This window comes from Micromonospora sp. H33, assembly GCF_052068455.1.
GTDB lineage: Bacteria > Actinomycetota > Actinomycetes > Mycobacteriales > Micromonosporaceae > Micromonospora.
The window spans coordinates 15,150-38,403 of record NZ_JBQHDE010000004.1; the positions used below are offsets into that span (position 1 = coordinate 15,150).

Sequence of the window (23,254 nt, forward strand, 5' to 3'; positions counted from 1 at the left end):
CGTCTCCGACTAGACCTTACAGCTCAATCGCTTGAGTCTGTGTATCGGCGGTCCCAAAGCAGAACATTTAACGTGTTAGGCTGCGCCGCTTCAACCGCCTCCTTCACCGATCTCTCATCAAGAAACGATGACAAGTAGCGGGCGCAGGCCAAGGCGAGCCGGTTCTTCGCGGCCGATTCGCTCGAATCTTGCGCCGCGAAGTAGCTCCGGTTTCCACGGACATAGTAATGACGCGCGACCCGCCCAATTAACCAAAGCCGCTCTAGTTCCGGTACATCCCGCCCGGACGGTCGAATAGCAAGAAATGGGTTGTTGTGCGTGAGAAGAAGATCGCGCCCCACCTCGACGGCATAAGCATTGTCATGACTCACGTTAAACGCGACTGATCCAGTGGGTACCATAACGTTGAAGAGGCGTCCGGTGCGAGATGTTCTCCGATATAGGCCAGCCAGTTCCTTGGCCGCTTGCACTGCTGCCGCCGACATCCTTGCCTCGTCCTCCATGCGAATCCAGCGCGAAGGGGTTTCCCGATGCTTCCAGCGCGCCACCACAAATGGAGGCTCCACGAACGTCTCGAGTGAGGAAACCTCCCACTGCTTTCGCAGAAGATGCGAGAGATAGAGAGAATCCTCGTGCGCTCCAACTATCGGGAGTTCAGGCATCGGAACATGCGCGTTAGCCACCAAGTCCAAGATAGCCCTGATAGTTACGTCGGTCTGCACCTGCTCTAGGAAGTAGCCCAAATGGCGAGTTATCGGGCCCTGCACAGTTCCGATCTCAACGAGCCGCTTTATATCGTTAAGGGATTTGAGTTGTCGACCACCGCCGTCTTCTACTAAAAAGCAGGGAACGTCGCTAATTGCTTGGTCGAGAAGAGAACGAGATTCTACACGAGCATATCGACTACGGTCGCCTAGCGGCCCCAAAAGGTACTGTGCTTCACGTGCGGCTCTAGACAAGGAGAAGTTGCGAGTCTGGCTGAGTTCGTGCAACTCGGAGGCGACTTCGCGGGAATAGGCTCCGTAGATTTTCTTCAAGAGGGACCGATATTCGGGCGTCCGCTCCAGATTAGATCGAGCCACATTAGTCTTAGGTGAGCCCGGCCCAGTAGCGTTCAAGACCGCAATCACACCGGACTCATCCTGAAACCCTGGGGAGATGTTTGTTACTCGAATCCCCTCGACACAGACGCCAATCATATCCGCAGAGGGATCGCGGTCCCCTTCCTCGCCGTCTTCGTCAAGGAGATGGGACTTAGTCTCCCCGAGCTGCCACTCTTGGTTCCAGCCGTCCCAGTATGTCGCATAAGCGATTTCGAAGCCATCCTCAGCATGGACGTTTACTTTCCATTTAGGCGGCTTGCCGCTGTCCTCGGCAGCAATTGATCTTCCGCTAAGCGTGAGGGAATACTCTAGAGCGGCACGAAGGTCGTCGTAACCGATACGCTTCGTTGATTCATCGGTCACATACTCAATCTTGCACCGCGGCACGACTAGCCAGTGCCTAAGGATCGATTCCACGTCCTCCAATCCGGCACTAGGTCTGATTTTCAGACGTACACACGTGCCGTGATTTCGGATGTGTTCCGGCACCTCAGTCGAACTCTTATCCAATAGACGGATTAGGTAATCTCCGTGAACTGACTCAAGCGTCAGCTCTCTCGCTTCCTCGTCGTCAGGATGCGAAGTTACAACTCGCACATGATCCGCAATCATAAACGCCGATAGCACGCCGATGCCAAATCGGCTGATGGGATGAAACCCTGGATACAGCTTCCTGAAGTCCGGATCTTGGTACCTGGAAGAGCCGACTTTGAGGAAGTTTGCCTCAATGATTTCCTGAGACATGCCCGTACCGTTGTCCATAACCTCTATTTCGACGTTTGGGTGAAGGTACGTGACTTTCACAGTTGGTTCGAAAGACGAGGATTCTTCGATTACCTGCTGCAGTCGGACGGCATCAATACTGTTTTGCACTAGTTCACGAAGAACGACCTTCGTGTCATTATATAGAGTGTGCCCGGTCAGCAATTCGAGAATCTTGTGTTGATCGATTTCAAACTCGAACTGGTGCGCTATAAACCCTTCCGCTTCGACATTCTCTGTGTCGATATACCGCCACGGGAAATGGTGCCGCACGCCGTATTGCTTGCGGCTAGCAAGGGCCCAGCCGAAGGATCTCCTCAGCTCCTCTTCTGCGTATCGCAGATACCGAGTGAGCCCAAAATAGCCACGCTCATCGGAGAACGTGGCGAAAATCTCGACAGTATCTCTGCTTGCATTCTCATCGAGTGCCCCTTCACGATTAGTTGCAACCTTCGACCGAACGTTTCTAACGGCCTGCTGCTTCGCCCACTCGTCTTGGCTTACGGGATTTGAGGGGTTGATTACGAGCGCCGCCACAGAGGGCGTTCGATCCTCGGTGATATGCAACAGATCCGTCGTCCGTAATAGAATTGCCGCATATTGAACGTTCGCAGTCTCGGCATCAGTTCGCCCATATGGAGCGCGAACCTTATACTTCTCGACGTTATTGAGATCTTCTTTGTGATGGCTCTCGCAAACAATCCCGAGGTCCCTCACGAAACTGGGGTGAAGCGGTGCCAGAAGTTGGCTGAGGGCTTCTACTAGCTTGGGGTCATATCCAAGGTGCGCACCTGGATTGCCAGAGAGCCACGTCTTGATGCGCGTTGCATGATTGGCTCGGACGAACTCCTGATAATGGAACCGCTCCCTTTCCTCAGCCCCCAGGACGCTTAGCTTCGCCAGGTAGTCCTTGGAGCTAGCATCTTGTGCTGTTTCGAGGCTCCGAACGTAGTCATCGAACCCGGTATCTCTTCTTCTGCTGAACTCGTCAGCGGTAACAAGCAGGCCGAAATCATGAAAATAGGTCGACAAGACGGTTAGAAGCCAGTCCGCAGGCGTCATGGCGTCTCGCGTCCCGGGGGGGACAAGCCAATCGCAGATCTCGAGCATGCCGTCGATGTGCGAGATATCATGCTTGGTGTACTCAGAGAATATTCCCAGGCGCCCGAAGTGCTTCAACGCCTCGTCAACCTTATCCCGCGTTAGATCCAAACTGAACCCACGAAACGCGTTCAACTCGGCTGCCTTGGACGCTTCGTTCTCTGCCAGCGATCTGAACGGCATACGGAACCCTTCCGCTTCGATTGGATAGCTTTGTAGGCTATCGCTACCAACAGGCAAGGTAAACAGGCAAGAGGGGGGAACCTGATGGGCACGCGGGGCAGATTGCCGACATACGCTTCCGAGTCATGCCCTGACGATCGTTTGCATGAACCAAGGCCAAGACGGTAAGAGCGTCCAGCGGGGGAGTTCTCACGCGTCGTGCTCGTTGACGCTGGGCTGCCGGTTTGAGGGCGACAGACGGCCTATGGCCGTCGCGCTGGCTGCCATCCCGTATGCCGTCGACCCGCCCTCCTCGGGGAGCGGGCCGCCGTCCGGCCCGCCATGACGTACGCACCGTGACGCCTCGTTCGGACGCTGGCGGGTCGGGTGGTGGTCTGCTCGGCTCGCCCGGGTCGATGGCAGGCGGGATGGCCTACCGCAACCACCCACGGACCCGGCGGCTGCCGACGATCTTCGGCCATCCTGGAGCCGGAGCGCCCCCGGCCGGAGGCGTAGTGACCGCAACCCCGCGACGGTGCCAGCTCGCCGACGCGGCCGGCGTGGGCTCCCCTGCGCCGCGTGGGTCCTAGCCGCGTGGCCCGCCGGCCCACCACCTCACCGGTCAACGGTCTGTCGTTCCGCGGCGGCACTCCGCGCTCCCGCTCTCCGCGCCAGCCGCCGGGCGTCAGGCGTGCCGGCCGCAGAGCGCCAGCGGAGCGGCGGGCGCGCGCCCTGGCGGCGGCGCGTGCGGCCCGTTGCGGGCCGCCTTGATAGACGTAAGGAAAGTTCATAGACGTAAGGAAAGTTCTCCCACACAGGCCGGCGGCCGGCTGTCCCGCCTCAGGAATCTGCTTCCGGGGACCCCACATGTCGTCCGCCATCAGTAGCTTCTAGGCACGCGGACTACACGTCGAAGGGGTGCCGAGGATGGGACTACCGGTCCGGCGGGTCGAGCGGATCGAGACGCCGGTCATGTTTGTGGCGGCCAGAGATGGGTCCGACGAGATCGGGGCGGCCTGGGATCGTCTGGAGACGATGCTCGGGTCGCTGCGGGGGCGCAGGTTCTTTGGCGTGTTCGACGACTCCGGCATCTACCGCTGCTGCGTGCAGGTTCGAGCCGGTGACGAGGCTGCCCGATTCGGCTTGGAATCGGGCGTCGTTCCAGGAGGCCGGTACCTCTGCGCGACGGTGCGTGGTCCGCAACCAGCGGCGTATGCCCTCCTCACGCCCCCCGAGGCTGCGGAGTCACGGCGGATGACGTGTCGGCGCCCGGTGCTACTCTGACGCTCATCGAGCACGTCAGCGCGGCCTTCATGCCGGATCGCTGGACTCGACTTCGGAGATGCCGAGCGGCCTTCCTGCCGCTGATGCGGGCCACGTCCCGCCGGCTCTCGATCACATCGGCCGGTGTGCCGGTCCCCTGAATCCGCTGAACGGCCCAGCACGGCCTTCCCTGCCGTCCACGATGGCCCGGATTCGCACACCTCCACGGGTGGGGCAGCCTGCGGCAACCCGCCGGATGCCGACTCTCAGGTCCCCCACCCGTGCCGGCACCACTCGCCAGTCCACGAGCGCGAAAGGACATGCCCCATCGGCGGGAAGTGGCACCCCACACATCCGCCCTCCGGCGTCAGCCGCCCCCCTCTCGGCGGTGCCAGGAGACAGCACGAACGCCACCAGCGGACAGAGGTCCACGGCTGGTGGCGGTTCGTCTTTCGTCCCTGCCACCCCTTGAGGAGAGATCCATGTCCACCCCGCTCGCCCTGCACCGCCCCGACGTCGCCGCCGGCCGTGACGCTCAAGTCCTGCACCGCGCTGCCGCGCCGGACTTCTTCGGCTGGCTGGAGCACACCCGCGCCGCCAGCGGCTGCACCCGCCCGATCCGCCTCACCGGCACCCTCACCGCTGTCGATACTGACAGCGGCAGAGTCCTTCGGGAGCAGCACACCGACGAGCTGCCCGACCGTGTGCTCTACAAGGCGTGTGGCAACCGCCGCGCCGCCCAGTGCCCCGACTGCGCCTGGGTCTACGCCGGTGACGCCTACCAGGTCGTACGCTGCGGCCTGACCGGCGGCAAAGGCGTACCCGCCTCGGTCGGCCGGCACCCGGTCGTCTTCGCCACCTTCACCGCCCCGTCCTTCGGCGCGGTCCACCACCGGCACATCCCCCGCCACACCTGCGACAACCGACAGCGCTGCGACTGCCGCCCGGCCCCCTGCCACGCCCGCCGCACCGCCGCCACCTGCCAGCACGGACAGCCCGCGGTGTGCTTCGCCCGCCACGACGCCGACGTCCCACAGCTCGGGCAGCCGTTGTGCCTGGATTGCTACAACCACGACCACCAGGTCGTCTGGAATGGGTTCTCGGGTGAGCTGTGGCGGCGCACCAAGCAGGCCATCGAACGCCGCCTCGCCGTCCTCTGCCGCCGACGGGGCATCCCTCACGTCCAGGTCGTCACCGACTCGGGCAAGGTCTGCCGGGTGCCGCCCGTGCGGGTATCACACGGCAAGGTCGCCGAGATGCAACGCCGAGGAGCGGTGCACTTCCACGCCCTGCTCCGCCTCGACGGCGTCGACCCGGACGACCGGACCGCCTTGGTGCCGCCGCCGGCCGGCATCACCGTCGATGACCTGGAAGCCGCCGTCCACGCCGCCGCCCGACAGATCACCGTCACCACACCGCCGCACCCCGACCGGCCGCAGGGCTGGGAGGTGGCCTGGGGCGAACAGGTCGACGTGCAGCGCATCGGCACGACAGATGGCGATGTGACCGACGACAAGGTGGCCGCCTACCTGGCCAAGTACGCCACCAAATCGACCGAGGTCACCGGTCACCGCTCCACCCGCCTCACCCCCGCCACGATTGACGACCACGCCGACCCGCAAGGCGGCCACCTGGCACGCCTCATCGACGCCTGCTGGCACCTCGGCCGCCCCACCCACATCGAGACAACCAGCGGCGCCGCACCGACCAACCACCGTCAAGACGGCCTTGACGACGAACCGAGCCCCTACGCCGGACTACGCCGTTGGGCGCACATGCTCGGGTTCGGCGGCCACTTCCTCACCAAGGCCCGCCGCTACTCCGTCACGTTCGGCCTGCTCCGCGACACCCGCGCCACCTACCGCCGCAGCGAAGACGACGACAGTACAGACAGCATCACCATCGGCACCCTCACCTACGTCGGGGCCGGCTGGCTCAGCGACGGTGATGCCCTCCTGGTCAACACCGCCGCCGCCAAGCGCCGGCAGGCCAGACGCATCGGCCGGGAAGAACTCGCCCACGAAGCCTGGCTCATCGGGGCCGCCGCATGAGCAGAGACCTCACCCCGCGCTGGTACTCCCCCGCCGACGTCGCCGTCCTCCTCGGCTTCGGCATCTCCAAGGTCAAGATGAAGATCGCCACCGGCGAGCTGCGCTCCATCAAGGACGGCAAGTACCGCCGCATCCTCCCCGAATGGGTCGACGACTACATCCGCGACCAGATCGAACGCCAGGAGGCCGCCTGATGTCCGGACGCACCCGCGCCAACGGGGAAGGCTCGATCTTCCCCTACCGCAACGGCTTCGCCGCCTACGTCTGGGTCACCAAGCCTGACGGCAAGCGCACTCGCAAGTACGTCTACGGCAAGACGCGGGAGGCCGTCCACGACAAGTGGATCAAGCTGCACCAGCAGGCGAAACAGGGACCGGTGGCGACCACCGTTCCGACGGTCGGCAGCTTCCTCACCTACTGGCTGACTGAGATCATCCAGCCGAACCGGGCACCGTTGACCTACGCCACCTACGAGACGTTCGTCCGCCGCTACATCGCCCCCGGCCTCGGGGCCAAGCGGCTCGATCGGCTCCAGTCGCGGGACGTGCAGACCTGGATCAACCAGGTGGCCCGGACCTGCCAGTGCTGCGCCCAGGGCAAGGACGCCGCCCGGCCCAAGGACAAGCGGCGCTGCTGCACGGTCGGCCGCTGCTGCCAGGCCGTCTCGTCAACGCGCACCGTCAGCGACATCCGGGCTGCATTGCGGGCCGCCCTCACCCACGCCCAGGCCGAAGACCTCATCACCAAGAACCCGGCCGTGCCGGTCACCCTGGCCACGGTCCGCCGCCGCCGGGGCAAGTCGTGGTCGAGCGACGAGGCCCGCAAGTTCCTCGAATCGGCCCGCGCCGACGAGGACCCGCTCTACGCGGCCTACGCCCTGGTCCTCGTCGTCGGTCTGCGCAAGGGCGAGGCGCTGGGGCTTACCTGGGAGGACATCGACCTCGACGCCGGAGAGCTGGCCGTCGGCCGCCAACTGCAACGGGTCCGCGGGCAACTCCTCCACCGCGACACCAAGACCCAGGCCTCCGACGCCACACTCCCCCTGCCCGATATCTGTCTGACGGCGCTCAAGCTGCGATGCGAACAACGCGACGAGGCACGAGCGACCGCCGGCAATGCGTGGCACGACAATGACTTGGTATTCACCACCCGCTATGGCACGCCAATCGAGCCGCGCAACTTCCAGCGTTCCTGGCAAACCCGGTGCGACAAAGCAGGGGTCCGTCCGATCACCGTTCACGACGCCAGGCGCACCTGCGCGACGCTCCTGGCCGACTTGGACGTCCACCCGAGAGTCGCCATGCAGATCCTCCGGCACGCCCGCTTCTCCGTGACGATGGAGATCTACACCCAGGTCTCGTCCAAGGCGACGCGAGAAGCACTCAAGCGTCTCGGCGATTCCCTCGGCCGCTGAACACCGCTGCTGTACTTAACTGCTGTACGACAGCAGAAAGACCACCTCCCGAACCCGGGAAGTGGCCTTTGACCTGCGTGGGCGATACTGGGATCGAACCAGTGACCTCTTCGGTGTGAACGAAGCGCTCTCCCGCTGAGCTAATCGCCCTCAGCGCCGACGACTCTACCTGATCGTCAGCGCGGACCAAAACCGCCCCTCAGTGCGTCGCGAGGTAGTGCAGCACCCGGGCCACCACGTCGATGCCGAGGCTGTACTTGAGCGACAGCCACACCACGGTCGACACGAACACGAGGCCGACCACGCCGAGCACGAAGCGTACTGCGAGTGACTGTCGCTTCACCCACTCGGTCCAGTTGTGGACGTGCCGTCTCGTGAAGGTGAGCAGCCGCCGCGCCCAGTGGAACTCGACCGCCCAGATGCCGAGGCCGGCGATCACCAGGAGCCAACCGGGCCCAGGCAGCGGGATCAGTGCCACACCGATCGTGACCACGAGGGCGCCGGCGACGGCGATGAAGATCTTGAGGGCGACCCGCCCGGTGGGGTTGGCCCGGATGAGCGCGAGGGTGGTGGACACCCGCTGTCGCCAGCGCGGCCGCTCCCGTCGGGCGGCCAGCGCCGTACCCCCAGCCGGCCCACCCCTGTCCCGTGCCGGCCGACCGGGCCGGTCACGCTGCTCGTTCGGCACCCCGTACCCCCGCTTTTCGGCTGCCCGGAGCGCGACTTTCGGCGCGCCCGGCAGCGTGACCGGATCCATTGAGGATCGCTTCGTCACCATTTCCTCCCCCAGTGTGGCGCGCGCCCGTCACTGCAACCGTGGACTGGACGTTACCGGAGTAAGTCGACGTCTGAACCACCCGATGCCGGGCGGCACCGCGGACTGGGTAGAACCGGAAATCCTACAGGAATCTTCACATTCTCGAGGACGTTCCAATGGCCTTCCCACCACTGGGTGAAGTCAGCGTATGGCGGAGCGTAGCCAGGAGCAGCACCTGAGTATGGGAAAAGCGGGACACGCGCGTTCCGCAGCGGTGCCGGGGGGAGAACGTCCATGAGTGTCATCCGACCGACGACCGTAGAGGTCGAGACGTCGCTAAGGCTCGTCGCACCTGACGCCACGGCCTTGCCGGTGCGTGCAAGTCTGCGTTACGACCCTGCTGACCCGTATGCCGTCCATGTCCTGTTCCATGCGGAATCGGCGGGCGGCGAGGCGGTCAGCTGGTCGTTCGCCCGGGAACTGCTGGTGACCGGCCTCGACGAGCCGGCCGGCATCGGCGATGTGCGGGTCTGGCCATGGGCCACCCCGCGCGGGGACTTCGTCGCTCTGGCGCTGTCGTCCCCGGACGGCAACGCCCTGTTCGAGGTGCCGCGGAGCGTCCTGGTGCGCTTCCTGCGGCGGACCTACGTCGTCGTCCCGCGCGGCCGCGAGGCCGAGCACCTGGACGTCGACACGGCGGTGAACCGGCTGCTCGCCGGCCGCTGAAGAACCGGAACAACCGGCCACTACGGGGCCGCGCGGATCTGCCGAGTCCGCGCGGCTCCGGCCTACCCAGGGAGTACGCGGACAGCCTCCCTGCCGACAGCCACCCTCAGCCGTGGGTGGTGATGCCGCCGTCGACCGGGATGACCGCCCCGGTGAGGTAGGCCCCGGCTCGCGAGGACAGGTAGATGGCGGTGCCCGCCATGTCCTCCGGACGGCCGATCCGACCCAGCGGCACCTGCTTCTCGATCGCGGCGCGCGACGTCGGGTCCTCGAGCGCGAACGCCATCATCTTGCTCTCGAACGGGCCGGGTGCGATCGCGTTGACCGTGACGTGCTCGCCGGCGAGCTGGTGGGCGAGGCTGCGGGTCAGCATGTGCACGGCCGCCTTCGTGGCGGAGTACGCGTACACCTCCATCCAGGGCACGCGGATGCCGTCGATCGAGCCAATGTTGATCACCCGGGCCGGGTCGTCGGCGGTGGCCGCGGCGCGCAGCGCCGGCAGCAGCTCGGTGGTGAGCCGGAAGACGGCCTTCACGTTGACCGCCCACAGCTTGTCGAACGCGGTCTCCGGGTACGCCTCCAGCGGCGCGCCCCAGGTGGCGCCCGCGTTGTTGACCAGCACGTCGAGCCGGTCGTACCGCTCCCGCACCGCCGCGGCGAGGCCCTCGGCCCCGGCGTCGTTGCCCAGGTCGGCGGGGATCGCCTCGCACTGACCCTGCGTCGACAGTTCCTTGGCGACCGCCTCGCAGACGTCCGCCTTGCGTGAGGAGATGATCACGCGCGCGCCGGCCTGGACGAAGCCCTGGGCGATCATCAGGCCGATCCCCCGCGAACCGCCGGTGACCAGGACCGTCTTGCCGTCGACCGAGAACAGATCCGTCATGCCATCCCCTCGCAATAGGCCCCTACCGCCCGGTAACGTAACCGCACCCACCGGCCCCCACAACCCCACCAGCCCCCACCGCCCGCCCGACCGCACCCGGATCGCGAGCGCACTTTCGGTGAAAGAGGGCCCATCCGGGCGCCCGAGGCCACACTTTCCGTGAAAGTGCACGGATGAGGGTGGGCGGGCACGAACCAGGCCGACGCGCCGGACGCATGTTCAGGATGCGATGATCGTCGCCCCGGGCTACGGTCGCAGGTGATGGTTTCTCCTGGTCAGCCCTCCCCCGGTCCGTTCTCCGCGCCGCCCGAGATCGAGACGCTCGCCCTGGGTGACCTCGTGGCCGATCCGGCGTGGCGGCGTCCGCTGCTGCTGGAACAGGATCTGCTGGTCCTGGTCACCGGTGGGCACGGTGGCGCTGAGCTGGACTTCCAGGCCGTGGCGTGCCGGCCGGGCACGCTGCTGCGGGTCCGGGCCGGGCAGGTGCTGCGGTGCGCGGTACCCGAGCTGGACGCGACCGTGGTGCGCTGGGCGCCGGAGGCGCTGCGCGGGTTCGACGTCGACCCCGACGCCGTCCCGGCCTGGCTCCAGCTGGCCGGTGAGGACGAGGACGCGATAATCACCGAGGTCAGCCAGCTGACGGTGGACTGCGAGCGGCACCGGGGCGTACCCGACGCCGCCGGCCTGCTCCGTCATCAGCTGGCCGTGCTGCTGCTCCGCCTTACCCTGCTGCCGGACGCCGCCCGGCCCACACCGCGCGCCGAGACGGTCACCTTCCAGCGGCTCTGCCGGGAGGTCGAGCGCGGCTACCAGCACACTCGTCGGGTGGAGGACTACGCCGCCCACCTGGGCTGCTCGGTGCGGACGTTGACCCGGGCCTGTCTGGCGGTCACCGGGCGCAGCGCCAAGCAGGTGGTCGACGACCGAGTGGCCCTCCAGGCCCAGCGACTGCTCGCGGCGACCGACGTGCCCGTGGCGCAGATCGGCCGCCGTCTCGGCTTCTCCGAGCCGACCAACTTCGGGCGGTTCTTCACCCGTGAGGTCGGGGTGAGCCCGGGCGCCTTCCGCGCCGCCCGCGAGCAGCCCCTGACCGCTTCGCCGGAGTCCACGCACGGGGGCGCTGCCGGCCACCATGGAGCGCCCGCTCTCGGCGCACCGACCAGCGGCGCCCCCGCACCGGGCGCACCGGTGAGCGGTACGCCGGCCTCCCCGACCGGCGGCTCGCCGGAACGCCGATCTGGCCGGGCCGGCCGGGAGACCGGGACGACCGGGCGGGTGGTCCGCCCGCGCCCACCTGCCGACACCGCCCGGGACCGGCGCCCGGCATGATGGCCTAGTGCAGATCTCGGCGCGCGGTGACTACGCGGTGCGGGCGGCGTTGAGCCTCGCCACCGCGTACCCCCGGTTGCTCTCCACCCAGGCCATCGCGGCGGAGCAGGACATGCCCCGCAAGTTCCTGGAGGCGGTCCTGGCCGACCTGCGGCGGGCCGGGATCGTCCGCGCGCAGCGAGGCGCCGAGGGCGGCTACACCCTGGCCCGACCCCCGCGGGAGGTGACGGTCGGCGCGGTGCTGCGGGCCGTGGAGGGCCCACTCGCCGGAGTGCGCGGCCTGCGTCCGGAGGAGACACGGTACGAGGGCGCGGCGGAGAACCTCCCCGGCCTGTGGGTGGCCGTCCGGGCGGCCGTGCGGCGGGTGGTCGACGAGGTGAGCCTCGCCGAGATAGTCAGTGGCCGGCTCCCCGCGCACGTCCGCAAACTGACGGCCCTACCCGACGCCTGGGAGCCCCGCTGATGCCCACCCCCGTGCTGCACACCGACCGACTCCGGCTGGAGCCGTACCGTCCGGACGACGCCGAGGACTTCGTCACCCTCTTCACCGACCCGGAGGTGGGCCGGTTCATGGGCGACGGCCCGCTGAGCGCCGAGGACGCGGGCGCGCTGTTCGGCCGCGTGTTCAGCAAGGTGTACGCGAACGACCTGTTCGACCTCTGGGCCGTCCGCCACGACGGCCGCTACGTCGGGCACGCCGAGATCAAGCGCACCGACCAGGTCGACGGCCACGAGATCGTGTACGCGCTGGCGAAGCCGGCCTGGGGCGGCGGTCTCGGCACCGAACTGGCCCGCGCCCTGGTGCGGTACGGCTTCGACACGCTCGCGCTGCCGGTGGTGTACGCGACGGTCGCCGACGCCAACGACGCCAGCCTGGCCCTGCTCGGCAAGATCGGCTTCACCTACGAGCGCGACATCGCGGAGGCCGACGGCACGACCACCCGCGTCGTCGCCGCCAGGCCGGCCGGCTGACGCCGCTCAGGTCGTCACGCACGGCGTCAGCCGCGTTCACCACCGCCCGATCCCTATGGACAGCCGTCCGTCCACCCTGGATGCACCCGGGTTTCGTGGAAAGACGTTCCGGGCATGTTCGGGTTCGACACGGCAGGGAAGGGATACCGAAGGGAGCCCCGCGATGGGCCTCATGTTCCGGAAGCGCAAGAAGTACGGCCCGATCATCCTGAACTTCACCGAGAACGGCTTCTCCTCCTGGAGCATCAAGATCGGCCGCTGGTCGTGGAACTCCCGCGCGCGGGCGCACCGCGTGGACCTGCCCGGCCCGCTGTCCTGGAAGCAGGACAAGTCCCGCCCCTGATGAGTGTCGCTCGTGGTCAGGCAGCTGGCCCCGGGCCGGCACCCGGATCCACATTCGGCCGGCCCAGCGGCGGGTCGGACGGCGGCGGAGGCGGGGCCGCCGCCGCGATGAGCACGTCGCCGCCGAGGCGGCCGTGCTCGGGGTCGCGGGTGACCGCACCGGAGTGGAGCAGGCCGGCCAGCGCCCGCTGCGCGTCGGCGGACCGGTACACGGTCGCGGTCAACGCGTGCCGGCGCAGCTCGGTCACCGTACGCGGGCCGGAGCGGGCCAGCTCGGCGAGCAGTTCCCGGCGCAGCGGCCCGGGCTCGGGGTCCAGCGCGATGTCCAGCAGCCGCCCGGCGGGGTCGGCCGGGTCGCGGTAGCGCACCCCGGCGTACTCGTCGACCGCCCACAGCAGGTCCTTGAACGCCTCGAGGCTGCGGTCGTGCCCGGTGCCGAAGGCCAGCCGCCGTGCGGGCGACCCGTCCGCGGGCACGAGGTCGACCTCGACCACCAGCGGGAACCCGGCGCCGCCGAGCGCCGCTCGCAGCGACACGTCCGCGCCGGCGTCGGCGTCGGCGACCAGGAGCACCTCGGACGGGCGGCCGGCCGCGGCGGCCGTCAGCACGGACGGGTCCGCCGCCTCGGCACCGTCCAGGTACGACAACAGCGGTGCCCCGGCGGCGCCGGCCGCCTTCAGCGCGACGGGCAGCCGGGCCGGCCCGCCGGGCACCAGGTGGACGGCGACCTCGGCGGGCAGCGCCGCCTCGACGGCGCCGAGCCGGGCCGGTAGCTCCTCGGTGCCGTCGGCGAGCACCAGCACGGTGACCTGCCGCCCGCGCAGCCGGTCGGCGTACTCGGCGATCACCCCGAGCACCGCCTCCGCCGACGCGGCCGCGGGCTCGGACCCGCCGTCCCCGTACGCGAGCGCGACGACACCCCGCCGCCCCCGCCCCGACACCCGGGGCACCCACACCTCGGCGTGCCGGACGAGCACCTCCCGCAGCACCTCGTCAATCACGCCCTGATTTCTACCGCACCCCGGCGATTATGGAGTTGTGGTGGGGTGACAAACATGGACCGATCGCCTCGGAACCGGCACCAAGACCCATGATCGACGAGAGGGGAGGGCGGTCTCAGCTCGCCGCAGGGACGCTGATGCCGATGCCGCCGCGGGTCTGGCCGCCGTAGCGGCGGCGCTCCGCGTCGAGGTCGAGGCGGCCGATGCGCTTGCGGGCGGCCAGGACGGCGTCGTCGAGCCGGTCGGCGGGCACCAGCCAGACGACCTCGAACTCCAGCCCGTCCGGGTCCTGCCCGTAGAGGCTCTTGGTGGTGCCGTGGTCGGAGGTGCCGACCAGCGCCCCGGCGGCGGCGAGCCGCTGCGCGGTGGCGGCCAGCTCGTCGAGAGTGTCGACCTCCCACGCGAGGTGGTAGAGGCCGACGGTGCTCCGGCCGGCGGCGGAACGGCCGGCGCCCGTGCCGATCTCGAACAGGCCGAGGTCGTGGTCGTTGGTGGAGTCGGGCGCCTGGAGGAAGGCGGCGCCCCGAAAGCCGTCCGGGGTCATCGGCACCCGGCGGAAGCCCAGCACGTCGCTGTAGAAGGCGACGCTGCGCTCCAGGTCACTGACGTAGAGGACGGCGTGGTTGAGGCGGTGGATTCCCATGCGTACGACGGTAGCGCGATTTAGTTGAGCCTTCAACTACCTGCGTATGATGGTGGTCATGACCCGCTGGCTGAACCCCGACGAACAGCGCACCTGGCGGGCGTTCCTCACCGCCACCCGGGGGCTGATGGACACGCTCGACCGCGAGCTGCAACGCGACGCCGGGATGCCGCACGCGTACTACGAGATCCTGGTGCGGCTCTCCGAGGCGCCCGAGCGGCGGCTGCGGATGAGCGACCTGGCCGACGCGACCGGGTCGTCCCGCAGCCGGCTCTCGCACGCCATCGCCCGGCTGGAGGCCGCCGGCTGGGTCCGCCGCGAGGAGTGCCCGACCGACCGGCGGGGGCAGCTCGCGCTCCTCACCGACGAGGGCTTCGCGACCCTGGCGGCCGCCGCGCCAGGCCACGTCGAGGGAGTACGCCGGCACCTGTTCGACGCGCTCAGCCCGGCGCAGGTCGACCAGCTGCGCCGGATCAGCGAAACCCTGGTCGACCATCTCCGGGAAACCTGACCGGCGCGGGTCTTGTACTTACCGTCGCCGGATGAGCACGATGGGGCGTGCCCTCCGGCTTCGGTGACCTGACTGACCACGCGCACCACCTGGTGTCGACCGGCGATTTGGCCGGCGCCCAGCGGCTGCTCGCCGACGCGCTGGCCGACGCCGATCCCCGCCCCGCCAACGCCACGCCCGAGCTGGCCGAGGCGGCGAGCCTGCAGGCCCGGGTGCTGGTGGCCCTCGGTGACCCGCACGCGGCCCGGGGCTGGGCCGCCTACGCGTACGCGGCCACCACCCGGCTGTACGGCCGCTCCGACGAGCGCACGGTGGCCGCCGCCGCCACCCTCGCCGCGGTGCTGCACCGCGTCCGCAGCTGGTCCCGCGCGGCCCGGCTCTACCAGGAGGTCATCATCGAGCTGACCGCCCTGGACGGTCCCGAGTCGCTGCGCGTCCTCGCCGCACACGCCGACCTGGCCACTGTGGAGTACGCGCGCGGCCAGTGCCAGGTCGCCCGCGACCGGCTCGCCGACGCGTGGGAACTGCACCGCGAGGTGTACGGCGACGGGCACCCCAGCGGCATCAAGATGCTCGCCCGGCTCGGCGCGATGCACCGCGACTGCGGCCTGTTCACCGAGGCGCACGACAACCTCGCGCTGGCCGAGGAGCTGTGCCGGCAGCACCTGGCGCCGGACGACCCGCTCACCGCGCAGGTGGCCGCGCTCGCCCGGGCGGCCGCCAGCCCGGACCACACCTGCGCCGACACGGCGCCCGTCGGGCGGGACACCCCGATCGTGCCGACCGCCCGGACTCCCCCGCCCGGCGACGAGGCCCACCACGGTCCCCACCACCCGTCGCAGCCCGGCTACCGGCCCGCCGCCCCGTCCGCCCCGACCGAGCCGGACCCGGGCGGGCCCGACCCGGACGAGCACCCCGCGACGGGGTACGCGCCACCGCCCTCGGTGCCGACGCCCCGCCAGCCGCTCGACGGCACGGCCGGGCCGACGCCGCCGGGTCCGCCCGAGGAGGCCTGGCGACCGCCCGAGCACAGCGGCGCCGACCACTGGCCCCCGGATCCCGACGCCGACGACGGGCGGCCGACCCCGCACGAGGCCGACGACCGGCGGTCGACGCCGCACGAGGCCGACGACCGGTGGCCGCCCGAGCACGACCTCGGGGACGGCTGGCCGACCGAGGCCCGCGCCGACGCCCCCTGGCGGCCGGAGTCGCCGGACGATGCGCACACCGACGACCCCTGGCGGCCGCCCGCCGAGGAGCGGACCGCCGCCGTACCGCCGTCGGTGCTGCCCCTCGCCGGCGGCGAGGAGGCCGCCGGGGTCCACCGCGTCCGGCACCCCGCGACACCCGACGAGCCGGCGTACCAGCCGTCCCGGCTGCTGCCCGTCCCGGTGCACCACGCCCCCGCGCCTCCGGCCACCCGGCTGCTACCGCTCGTGGTGGGCGGCGTGGCGGTGGTGCTGCTCGGGACGGCCGCGGTCATCGCCGGGGTGGCCCGGTTCGACGGTGCGCCGCCGGTCGCCACCGGCACGGCGGGACCGGCGACCGACACCACCGCCCCGGCGACGGGGAGCCCGACACCCCCTGCGGCCGCCACGCCCGGCACCCCGCCCGAGGCGGTGACGCTGCGGGACAACCGCGACAACGTCGCGCTGCGCTGGACGTACCCGGCCGGCGGCGAGGGGCCGGTCGTCATCTCGGGCGGCCGGGTCGGGCAACCGCAGACCGCCTTCGCGAACCTGCCCGCCGGCAGCACCGACTTCGTCGTGTACGGCCTCAACCGCAGCACCGACTACTGCTTCACCGTGGCGGTGGTCTGGTCGACCGACACGATCGCCCGGTCGAAGGAGATCTGCACCGACCGCGGTTAGGCCGCCTCGGTCTCGTCGGGCAGCGCCGGCAGCAGCACCCGTACCCGCAGTCCCGGCGGCGGATCCGCGTCGCCGAGGTCGACCTGGCCGCCGGCCCGACGGACCAGCTCGCGCACGATGGCCAGGCCCAGGCCCGCCCCGCCGGCGTCCCGGTCGCGCGCCGGGTCCAGCCGGGTGAACCGGCCGAAGACCCGCTCCCGGTCCGTGGCCGGGATGCCGGGCCCGTCGTCGGTCACCGTCACCCGGTGGTACGCGGACCCGTCCGGCCCGGCGGCGAGCACCACCCGGGTACCCGCGTGCCGGACGGCGTTGTCGACGAGGTTGGTCAGTACCCGGCGCAGTTCGTCCGGGTCGCCGACCGTCCACAGCGGCTCCGGCGGCGGCACCACCTCGACGGGCCGCGCCGGCTGGCGGCTGGCCACCTCGGTGAGCAGCGCGCCCAGCTCGACCGGCCCGGTGGCCCGCGTCGGCGGGGCCTCGTCGAGCCGGGCGAGCAGGAGCAGGTCGTCCACGAGCCGGCCGAGCCGCTCGGTGTCGGCGAGCAGGTCCGCCGACACCGCCGGCCAGTCGGTGTGGTCGCCCAGCCGCTGCGCGACCTCCAACTCGGTGCGGATGTTGGCCAGCGGGCTGCGCAATTCGTGCGCGGCGTCGGCGACGAACGCCCGCTGCCGGTCCCGGCCGGCGCGCAGCCGGTCCAGCATGTCGTTGAGCGTGACCGCGAGCCGGTGGATCTCGTCCTGCGACCGCGGTACGGGCAGCCGACCGCTCCCGTCCCGCCCGGTGATCTCCTCGGCGCCCCGGCGCAGCGCCTCCACCGGGCGCAGGGTGGCGCCGACCACCCGCCAGGCCACGGCGGCGAGCACCGCCGCGAGCAGCGGGAAGCTGACCAGCAGGATGGTCCGGACGACGTGCGTGCTCTGCCGCACGTCCACCAGCGACCGGGCGACCAGGACGGTGAGCGGGTCGGCGTCGGTGCCGGCCGGGACGCCCACCACCCGGACCGGCCCGGTGAGCCCCATCCGCTCCCCCGCCACGGTGACTCCCTGTCGGGCGTCCCGGTCGATCTGCTCCGGCCGGACCATCGGCACCAGCCGGTCGGCGTCGATCGAGGCGGCCCGGACCCGCCCCTGCGCGTCGACCACCTGCACCCGTACCTGGCCGCCGGCGACCGGCAGCGGGTCGGGCAGCGCGTCCTCGGCGGCCAGCAGCGCGACGGCGTCGGCGGTACGCAGCGCCTCGGTGTCGACGTTGCGGTGCAGGGCCCAGCCGAGCACCGCGAGCAGCACCAGGCCGCCGACCGCGAGGCCCGCCGACACCCCGCTCACCCCGATCACCATCAGCCGGCCGCGCAGGCCGAGGGCGGCCCACAGCCGCCGGTGCGGCCCGAACTCCCGAGTCGACGGGGAGCCCGTCCGGTGCCGGCGGCCGGGAGAGTCGCGGGTCATGTGGTGAGCCGGTAGCCGGCGCCGCGGACCGTCTCCAGGCGCTCGCGGCCGAGCTTGCGGCGCAGGTAGCCCACGTAGACCTCCACCGCGTTCGGGGCGGTGTCCACGGCGGCGTCCCACACGTGGTCCAGCAGTTCGGTCTTGGAGACGACCTGGCCGGGGCGGCGCATCAGATAGTCCAGGAGCGCGAACTCCCGGGCGGTCAGCGCCACCTCGGCGCCGTCCCGCGTCACCCGCCGGCGTGCCGGGTCCAGCCGCAGGTCGCCCACGGCGAGGACGGTCGGCCGCTCGGGCGCGCCGCGCCGCAACAGCGCGCGCAGCCGGGCCAGCAGCACCACGTACGAGAAGGGTTTGGTCAGGTAGTCGTCGGCGCCGCAGTCCAGCCCGTCGGCCTGGTCGTACTCGCCGTCCTTGGCCGACAGCATGAGCACCGGCAGCCACCGCCGCTCGGCCCGCAGGAGGCGGACCACCTCGTACCCGGAGAGGCCGGGCAGCATCACGTCGAGGATCATCGCGTCGTACTCGCCGTGCCGGGCCGAGTCCAGGCCCGCCGGGCCGGTCGCCGCGACGTCGACGACGAACCCCTCCGCCTGGAGGCCGCGTTGCAGGGCGGCCGCCAACCGGGCCTCGTCCTCCACCACCAGCAGCCGCACGGGTCAAGGGTGCCACCCCGACGCCCGTACCCGAACGTGCGTCCTCAGCACCCTCACAGGGTGGGGCGGGCAGGATGGTCGGCAGGAGGTGCCACACATGTCCGTCCTGACAAGCCGTCCCACCCTGCGCTGGCTGGTCCCGGTGGCCGCCGTCGTGACCGTCGTCGGCGGGGGCGCCGCGCTCGGCCGCTTCGCCGCACAGGCCGAGCCGAGCCTGCCGCCCCGGACCGCCGCCCAGCTCCTCGTCGACCTGCAGACCGCCCGCCACGACGGCTTCTCCGGCACCGTCGTGCAGCGCGCCGACCTGGGCCTGCCGCCGATCGCCGCACTGGTCGGCGGCGACGGTCCCGCCGACCTGCTCACCGGGACCCACACGCTGCGGGTCTGGCACTCGGGGCCGGACAAGCAGCGGGTCGCGCTGGTCGACACGCTCGGCGAGCGGGACATCGTCCGTAACGGACGCGACGTGTGGACGTGGAGCAGCCGGACCAACACGGCGACCCACCGCACGCTGCCCGAGGAGAAGGGCGCCGACGCCGCGCCGGAGCTGCCGGACACCCCGCAGGAGGCCGCCGACGCGGCCCTCGCCGCCGTCGACCCGACCACCGAGGTGAGCGTCGGGCGGGCCGCCACGGTTGCCGGGCGGGACGCGTACGAGCTGGTGCTCACGCCACGCGACGCCGCCTCCCTGGTGCACCAGGTGCGCATCGCCATCGACGCGACCGAGCACCTGCCGCTGCGGTTCGAGGTGTTCGCCGACGGGGGTGACCGCCCGGCGTTCGAGGTGGCGTTCACCCAGATCGACTACGCCCGGCCGGACGACGACCAGTTCCGGTTCAACCCGCCGCCGGGTGTGAAGGTCACCGAGGAGGGAACCGACCGGGCCCGCCCGGCCAGGCCGGAGAAGCCGGCCGGCGACGAGCGGCCGGACGTGCGTACCGTCGGCGAGGGCTGGACCACGGTGGTGGTCGCGAAGGTCGACGGCGCGGCTGGCGACACCGCCGACGCTCCGGACCTGGACGCGCTGAGCGGGCAGCTGCCGGCGGTCCGCGGCGACTGGGGCAGCGGCCGGCTGTTCCGCAGCCACCTGGTGACCGCGCTGCTGACCGACGACGGCCGCCTGATCGCCGGGGCGGTGACCCCGGAGCGGCTCTACGAGGTGGCCCGGGGCTGACCACGCCCACCCGACGAGGGGGTCCGCGCGCCGCGCGGGCCCCCTCGTCCCGTGACATGGCCGGGAAAGCTTGGGGCAGCGGGTCGTCGCGCGGTATCTTTCTCAATTCGAGGCAATAAAAAAGAACGGCTCAATGGCCGTTCTGAGAGAGATACTAACCAATTGGGAGACGGCTTGTCAAGGCACTCCGGCAATTCCGGTGACCTGTCCGGGGACGACGAGATCGGCCACGAGCAGGAGTACGTCTCGATGCTCTACCACCGGCTGGACGGGCTGCGTGAGCAGGCCTCCCGGCGGCTGGGCGAGGAGCTGCAAGCCACCGGCGGCACCCTCCAGGCCCGCTCCCAACGCGACGGCGCGGTGCGGATGTACGCCGAACAGGTCGAGCAGTTCTCCGCGGTGGAGAACGGCCTGTGTTTCGGCCGGCTGGACACCGACGACGACGGGCGACACTACATCGGCCGGATCGGCATCTTCGACACCAGCGGCGACTACGACCCGCTGCTCATCGACTGGCGGGCGCCGGCGGCCCGCGCCTTCTACCTGGCCACCGCCGCCAACCCCCAGGGCGTCCGCCGCCGGCGGCACCTGCGCACCCGGCAGCGCAAGGTGGTCGGGCTCAACGACGAGGTGCTCGACCTCGCCACCGCCTCCCCCACCGCCCACGAGGAGCTGACCGGCGAGGCGGCGCTGCTCGCCGCGCTCACCGCCGGCCGCACCGGCCGGATGCGCGACATCGTCGAGACCATCCAGGCCGAGCAGGACCGGATCATCCGGGCCGACCTGCCGGGCGTGCTGGTGGTGCAGGGCGGGCCGGGCACCGGCAAGACGGCGGTGGCGCTGCACCGGGCGGCGTACCTGCTCTACACCCACCGGCGGGAACTCTCCACCCGGGGCGTGCTGCTGGTCGGACCCAACGCCACCTTCCTGCGCTACATCTCCCAGGTGCTGCCCGCGCTGGCCGAGACCGGGGTACTGCTGCGTACCCAGGCCGACCTCTTCCCCGGCGTCACCGCCCGGCGCGTCGAGTCGGCCGAGGCGGCGGCGCTGAAGGGCCGCGAGGTGATGGTCGACGTGCTGGCCGCCGCCGTACGCGACCGGCAGTGGGTGCCCGACGAGCCGTTGGAGATCGAGCAGCCCCAGCGGGAGATCCTGGTGCTGGATCCCGACACCGTCCGCGCGGCCCGGGAACGGGCCCGCCGCGCCGACCGCCCGCACAACCTGGCGCGGGCGCTGTTCGACGTCGAGATCGTGCACGCGCTCGCGACGCAGGTGGCGGAGCGCATCGGCGCCGACCCGCTGGGCGGGGAGAACCTGCTCGACGAGGCCGACCTGGCCGAGATCCGCCGCGAGCTGCGGGAGGACCCCGAGGTCCGGGCGACGCTGGACCAACTCTGGCCGGTGCTCACCCCGCAGCGCCTCCTCGCCGACCTGTACGCCGAACCGGACCGTATCGCCGTCGCCGCGCCGATGCTGACCGACGCCGAGCGGGCCCTGTTGCACCGCGAGCCGGGCGGCTGGACGCCGGCGGACGTGCCGCTGCTGGACGAGGCGGCGGAGCTGCTCGGCGAGGACGACCGCGCCGCCGAGGCGCGCCGGGACCGCATCCGGGCCTTCCAGCGGGAGTACGCCGAGGGCGTCCTCGAGATCGCCCGGGGTTCCCGGTCGATCGACGTCGAGGACGAGGCCGACGGCGGCGAGATCCTCGGGGTGACCGACCTGCTCGACGCCGACCGCCTGCTGGAACGGCAGGAGGAGGCGGAGCACCTGACCACCGCCCAGCGGGCCGCCGCCGATCGGAGCTGGGCGTTCGGCCACATCATCGTCGACGAGGCGCAGGAGCTGTCACCGATGGCGTGGCGGCTGCTGATGCGCCGCTGCCCGAGCCGGTCGATGACGATCGTCGGGGACGTGGCCCAGACCGGCGCGCTCGCCGGCACCGCGTCGTGGGCCGACGCGCTCGAGCCGTACGTGGCGCAGCGCTGGCGACTGGAGGAGCTGACCGTCAGCTACCGCACCCCGGCCGAGATCATGGCGGTCGCGGCAGACGTGCTCGCCGAGATCGACCCGGCGCTGCGCCCGCCGCGCTCGGTACGCTCCACCGGCGTGCCGCCCACCGACCGGGCGGTGCCGCGGGAACGGCTCGCGGCTGAACTGGTGGACGCGGCGATCCGGGAGGTGGCCGACCTGACCGACGGCCGCGTCGGCATCATCCTGCCAGGGGCCCCCGTCGATGACCTGGGCACGGCACTGACGACGGCCCTTCCGGAGGCGACCGTCGGCGCCGACCCCGACCTGGAGAGCCGCACCGTCGTCCTCACCGTCGCCCAGGCCAAGGGTCTCGAGTTCGACTCGGTTCTCCTGGTCGACCCGGACGGAATCGCCGGCGAGTCGCCGCGCGGCCGCAACGACCTCTACGTCGCGCTGACGCGCGCCACCCAACGCCTGACCATCCTCCGCCCCACCCCCTGACCAGCGTTGATCATGAGGTTGGCGGCGATGTCGATCTCTTCTACTGCCGCCAACCTCATGATCAACAGGAAGCTGGGTCAGTCGCGGGAGACGTTGGCGATGTGGGTCGCCGGTCCGGACTGGTCGCTCGTGGAGCCGGAGGTCGGGGTGCTCAGGCCACCCGTCGTCGCGTCGCCGGTCGTCGTCGGGGCCACCTTGCCCGGGTGCCGTTCCGGCTGGCGGGCCACACGGCGGACGCTGGCCGGGCCGGCGGTGCCGCCGGTCGTCGTGATCGCACCCTGACCCCGGGTCGGGCCGCCGTCGCGCAGCACCTGGGGATCGACGCGGACATGCGCCGGGTCGTCCGGGTCCTCGTCCTGGATGACCCGCTGCACGTCGGTCTGCGGCACGGTCACCTCGTCCAGGACGCCTTCGCCGTACACCCCACCGGCGATCCGCTCCTCGGCCCGCCGGGCGGCCTCGTTCCGCACGTCGTCCTCACGCATGCTGTCTCACCTCGCAGAAATCGTCGGTGTCCCACTGCGTGCCCGACGCCCGGCCGGCCAAACCCGCAGGCCGGCCCGGGGCCAAACCCGCACGGCCGGTTCACCCGGACGTCGCCCCGTGCTCGCCCGCCCGC

General features: G+C 70.5%; 20 protein-coding genes and 1 tRNA gene. 12 read left to right on the forward strand and 9 right to left on the reverse strand.

The window, feature by feature from the left end:
* Positions 1-23 precede the first annotated feature (23 nt).
* A complete protein-coding gene (locus ACTMS0_RS11825) occupies positions 24-3,149 on the reverse strand; it encodes an HD domain-containing protein (RefSeq protein ID WP_441155194.1) in 3,126 nt (1,041 codons plus the stop codon).
* A gap of 1,724 nt (positions 3,150-4,873) precedes the next feature.
* On the opposite strand from ACTMS0_RS11825, the gene ACTMS0_RS11830 reads away from it, so the two are divergent.
* The 3 genes from ACTMS0_RS11830 to ACTMS0_RS11840 are packed head-to-tail and all read left to right on the forward strand — an operon-like array spanning position 4,874 to position 7,856.
* On the forward strand, positions 4,874-6,442 hold the full coding sequence (locus ACTMS0_RS11830; protein ID WP_441155195.1) for a replication initiator: 1,569 nt from the start codon (positions 4,874-4,876) through the stop codon (positions 6,440-6,442).
* Positions 6,439-6,636: an excisionase family DNA-binding protein gene (locus ACTMS0_RS11835; RefSeq protein ID WP_441155196.1), complete on the forward strand. Its 198-nt coding sequence runs from the start codon at positions 6,439-6,441 to the stop codon at positions 6,634-6,636. The genes ACTMS0_RS11830 and ACTMS0_RS11835 overlap by 4 nt, the downstream gene beginning before the upstream one ends.
* The gene (locus ACTMS0_RS11840) at positions 6,636-7,856 is read left to right on the forward strand and encodes a tyrosine-type recombinase/integrase (RefSeq protein WP_441155197.1); all 1,221 of its coding nucleotides are present in this window, start codon (positions 6,636-6,638) and stop codon (positions 7,854-7,856) included. The genes ACTMS0_RS11835 and ACTMS0_RS11840 overlap by 1 nt, the downstream gene beginning before the upstream one ends.
* A 78-nt stretch (positions 7,857-7,934) precedes the next feature.
* On the opposite strand, the gene ACTMS0_RS11845 is transcribed toward ACTMS0_RS11840, so the two are convergent.
* Together ACTMS0_RS11845 and ACTMS0_RS11850 are read right to left on the reverse strand one after the other, a co-directional pair.
* Positions 7,935-8,006 (reverse strand) — tRNA-Val (locus ACTMS0_RS11845).
* 49 nt (positions 8,007-8,055) lie between these two features.
* Positions 8,056-8,613: a TIGR02611 family protein gene (locus ACTMS0_RS11850; RefSeq protein WP_441155566.1), complete on the reverse strand. Its 558-nt coding sequence runs from the start codon at positions 8,611-8,613 to the stop codon at positions 8,056-8,058.
* A 294-nt stretch (positions 8,614-8,907) separates the two neighbouring features.
* On the opposite strand from ACTMS0_RS11850, the gene ACTMS0_RS11855 reads away from it, so the two are divergent.
* Positions 8,908-9,339, forward strand: a complete 432-nt coding sequence (locus tag ACTMS0_RS11855; RefSeq protein WP_007457244.1) for an SsgA family sporulation/cell division regulator — start codon at positions 8,908-8,910, stop codon at positions 9,337-9,339.
* Between the two features lie 106 nt (positions 9,340-9,445).
* Here the strand turns inward: ACTMS0_RS11855 and ACTMS0_RS11860 are convergent, their stop codons facing one another.
* Positions 9,446-10,222, reverse strand: coding sequence for a RhlG family 3-oxoacyl-ACP reductase (locus ACTMS0_RS11860; RefSeq protein WP_441155198.1), 777 nt, complete (start codon positions 10,220-10,222; stop codon positions 9,446-9,448).
* Positions 10,223-10,483: 261 nt separating this feature from the next.
* Here ACTMS0_RS11860 and ACTMS0_RS11865 point away from each other — a divergent pair, with 261 nt between their 5' ends.
* From ACTMS0_RS11865 to ACTMS0_RS11880, 4 genes are all read left to right on the forward strand, one after another.
* Positions 10,484-11,551, forward strand: a complete 1,068-nt coding sequence (locus ACTMS0_RS11865; protein WP_441155199.1) for a helix-turn-helix transcriptional regulator — start codon at positions 10,484-10,486, stop codon at positions 11,549-11,551.
* A 7-nt stretch (positions 11,552-11,558) separates the two neighbouring features.
* The gene (locus ACTMS0_RS11870) at positions 11,559-12,014 is read left to right on the forward strand and encodes an RrF2 family transcriptional regulator (protein ID WP_441155200.1); all 456 of its coding nucleotides are present in this window, start codon (positions 11,559-11,561) and stop codon (positions 12,012-12,014) included.
* Positions 12,014-12,523 carry a GNAT family N-acetyltransferase gene (locus tag ACTMS0_RS11875; protein WP_441155201.1) on the forward strand — a complete coding sequence of 170 codons (510 nt, stop codon included), beginning with the start codon at positions 12,014-12,016 and terminating at the stop codon, positions 12,521-12,523. Before ACTMS0_RS11870 ends, ACTMS0_RS11875 begins: the two co-directional genes overlap by 1 nt.
* 163 nt (positions 12,524-12,686) lie before the next feature.
* Entirely contained in the window at positions 12,687-12,866 is a 180-nt protein-coding gene (locus tag ACTMS0_RS11880) for a DUF4236 domain-containing protein (RefSeq protein ID WP_441155202.1), read from the forward strand.
* Between the two features lie 16 nt (positions 12,867-12,882).
* Here the strand turns inward: ACTMS0_RS11880 and ACTMS0_RS11885 are convergent, their stop codons facing one another.
* Both ACTMS0_RS11885 and ACTMS0_RS11890 read right to left on the reverse strand, forming a co-directional pair.
* Positions 12,883-13,863, reverse strand: a complete 981-nt coding sequence (locus ACTMS0_RS11885) for a hypothetical protein (RefSeq protein WP_441155567.1) — start codon at positions 13,861-13,863, stop codon at positions 12,883-12,885.
* Between the two features lie 118 nt (positions 13,864-13,981).
* Positions 13,982-14,509 (reverse strand): VOC family protein, encoded by a 528-nt coding sequence (locus tag ACTMS0_RS11890; RefSeq protein WP_441155203.1) that lies wholly within the window; start codon positions 14,507-14,509, stop codon positions 13,982-13,984.
* Positions 14,510-14,558: 49 nt separating this feature from the next.
* On the opposite strand from ACTMS0_RS11890, the gene ACTMS0_RS11895 reads away from it, so the two are divergent.
* Both ACTMS0_RS11895 and ACTMS0_RS11900 read left to right on the forward strand, forming a co-directional pair.
* On the forward strand, positions 14,559-15,020 hold the full coding sequence (locus ACTMS0_RS11895; RefSeq protein WP_441155568.1) for a MarR family winged helix-turn-helix transcriptional regulator: 462 nt from the start codon (positions 14,559-14,561) through the stop codon (positions 15,018-15,020).
* A 47-nt stretch (positions 15,021-15,067) separates the two neighbouring features.
* The gene (locus ACTMS0_RS11900; RefSeq protein ID WP_441155204.1) at positions 15,068-16,891 is read left to right on the forward strand and encodes a tetratricopeptide repeat protein; all 1,824 of its coding nucleotides are present in this window, start codon (positions 15,068-15,070) and stop codon (positions 16,889-16,891) included.
* Here ACTMS0_RS11900 and ACTMS0_RS11905 read toward each other — a convergent pair.
* Positions 16,888-18,228, reverse strand: coding sequence for a sensor histidine kinase (locus ACTMS0_RS11905; protein WP_441155569.1), 1,341 nt, complete (start codon positions 18,226-18,228; stop codon positions 16,888-16,890). The two genes, ACTMS0_RS11900 and ACTMS0_RS11905, sit on opposite strands and share 4 nt — an antisense overlap.
* Positions 18,229-18,332: 104 nt before the next feature.
* The gene (locus ACTMS0_RS11910; protein ID WP_441155205.1) at positions 18,333-18,989 is read right to left on the reverse strand and encodes a response regulator transcription factor; all 657 of its coding nucleotides are present in this window, start codon (positions 18,987-18,989) and stop codon (positions 18,333-18,335) included.
* Between the two features lie 97 nt (positions 18,990-19,086).
* On the opposite strand from ACTMS0_RS11910, the gene ACTMS0_RS11915 reads away from it, so the two are divergent.
* Entirely contained in the window at positions 19,087-20,163 is a 1,077-nt protein-coding gene (locus tag ACTMS0_RS11915; RefSeq protein WP_441155206.1) for a LolA family protein, read from the forward strand.
* Positions 20,164-20,412: 249 nt separating this feature from the next.
* A complete protein-coding gene (locus tag ACTMS0_RS11920) occupies positions 20,413-22,635 on the forward strand; it encodes a HelD family protein (protein ID WP_441155570.1) in 2,223 nt (740 codons plus the stop codon).
* A gap of 77 nt (positions 22,636-22,712) precedes the next feature.
* Here the strand turns inward: ACTMS0_RS11920 and ACTMS0_RS11925 are convergent, their stop codons facing one another.
* Positions 22,713-23,120: a hypothetical protein gene (locus ACTMS0_RS11925; RefSeq protein ID WP_441155207.1), complete on the reverse strand. Its 408-nt coding sequence runs from the start codon at positions 23,118-23,120 to the stop codon at positions 22,713-22,715.
* Positions 23,121-23,254 lie beyond the last annotated feature (134 nt).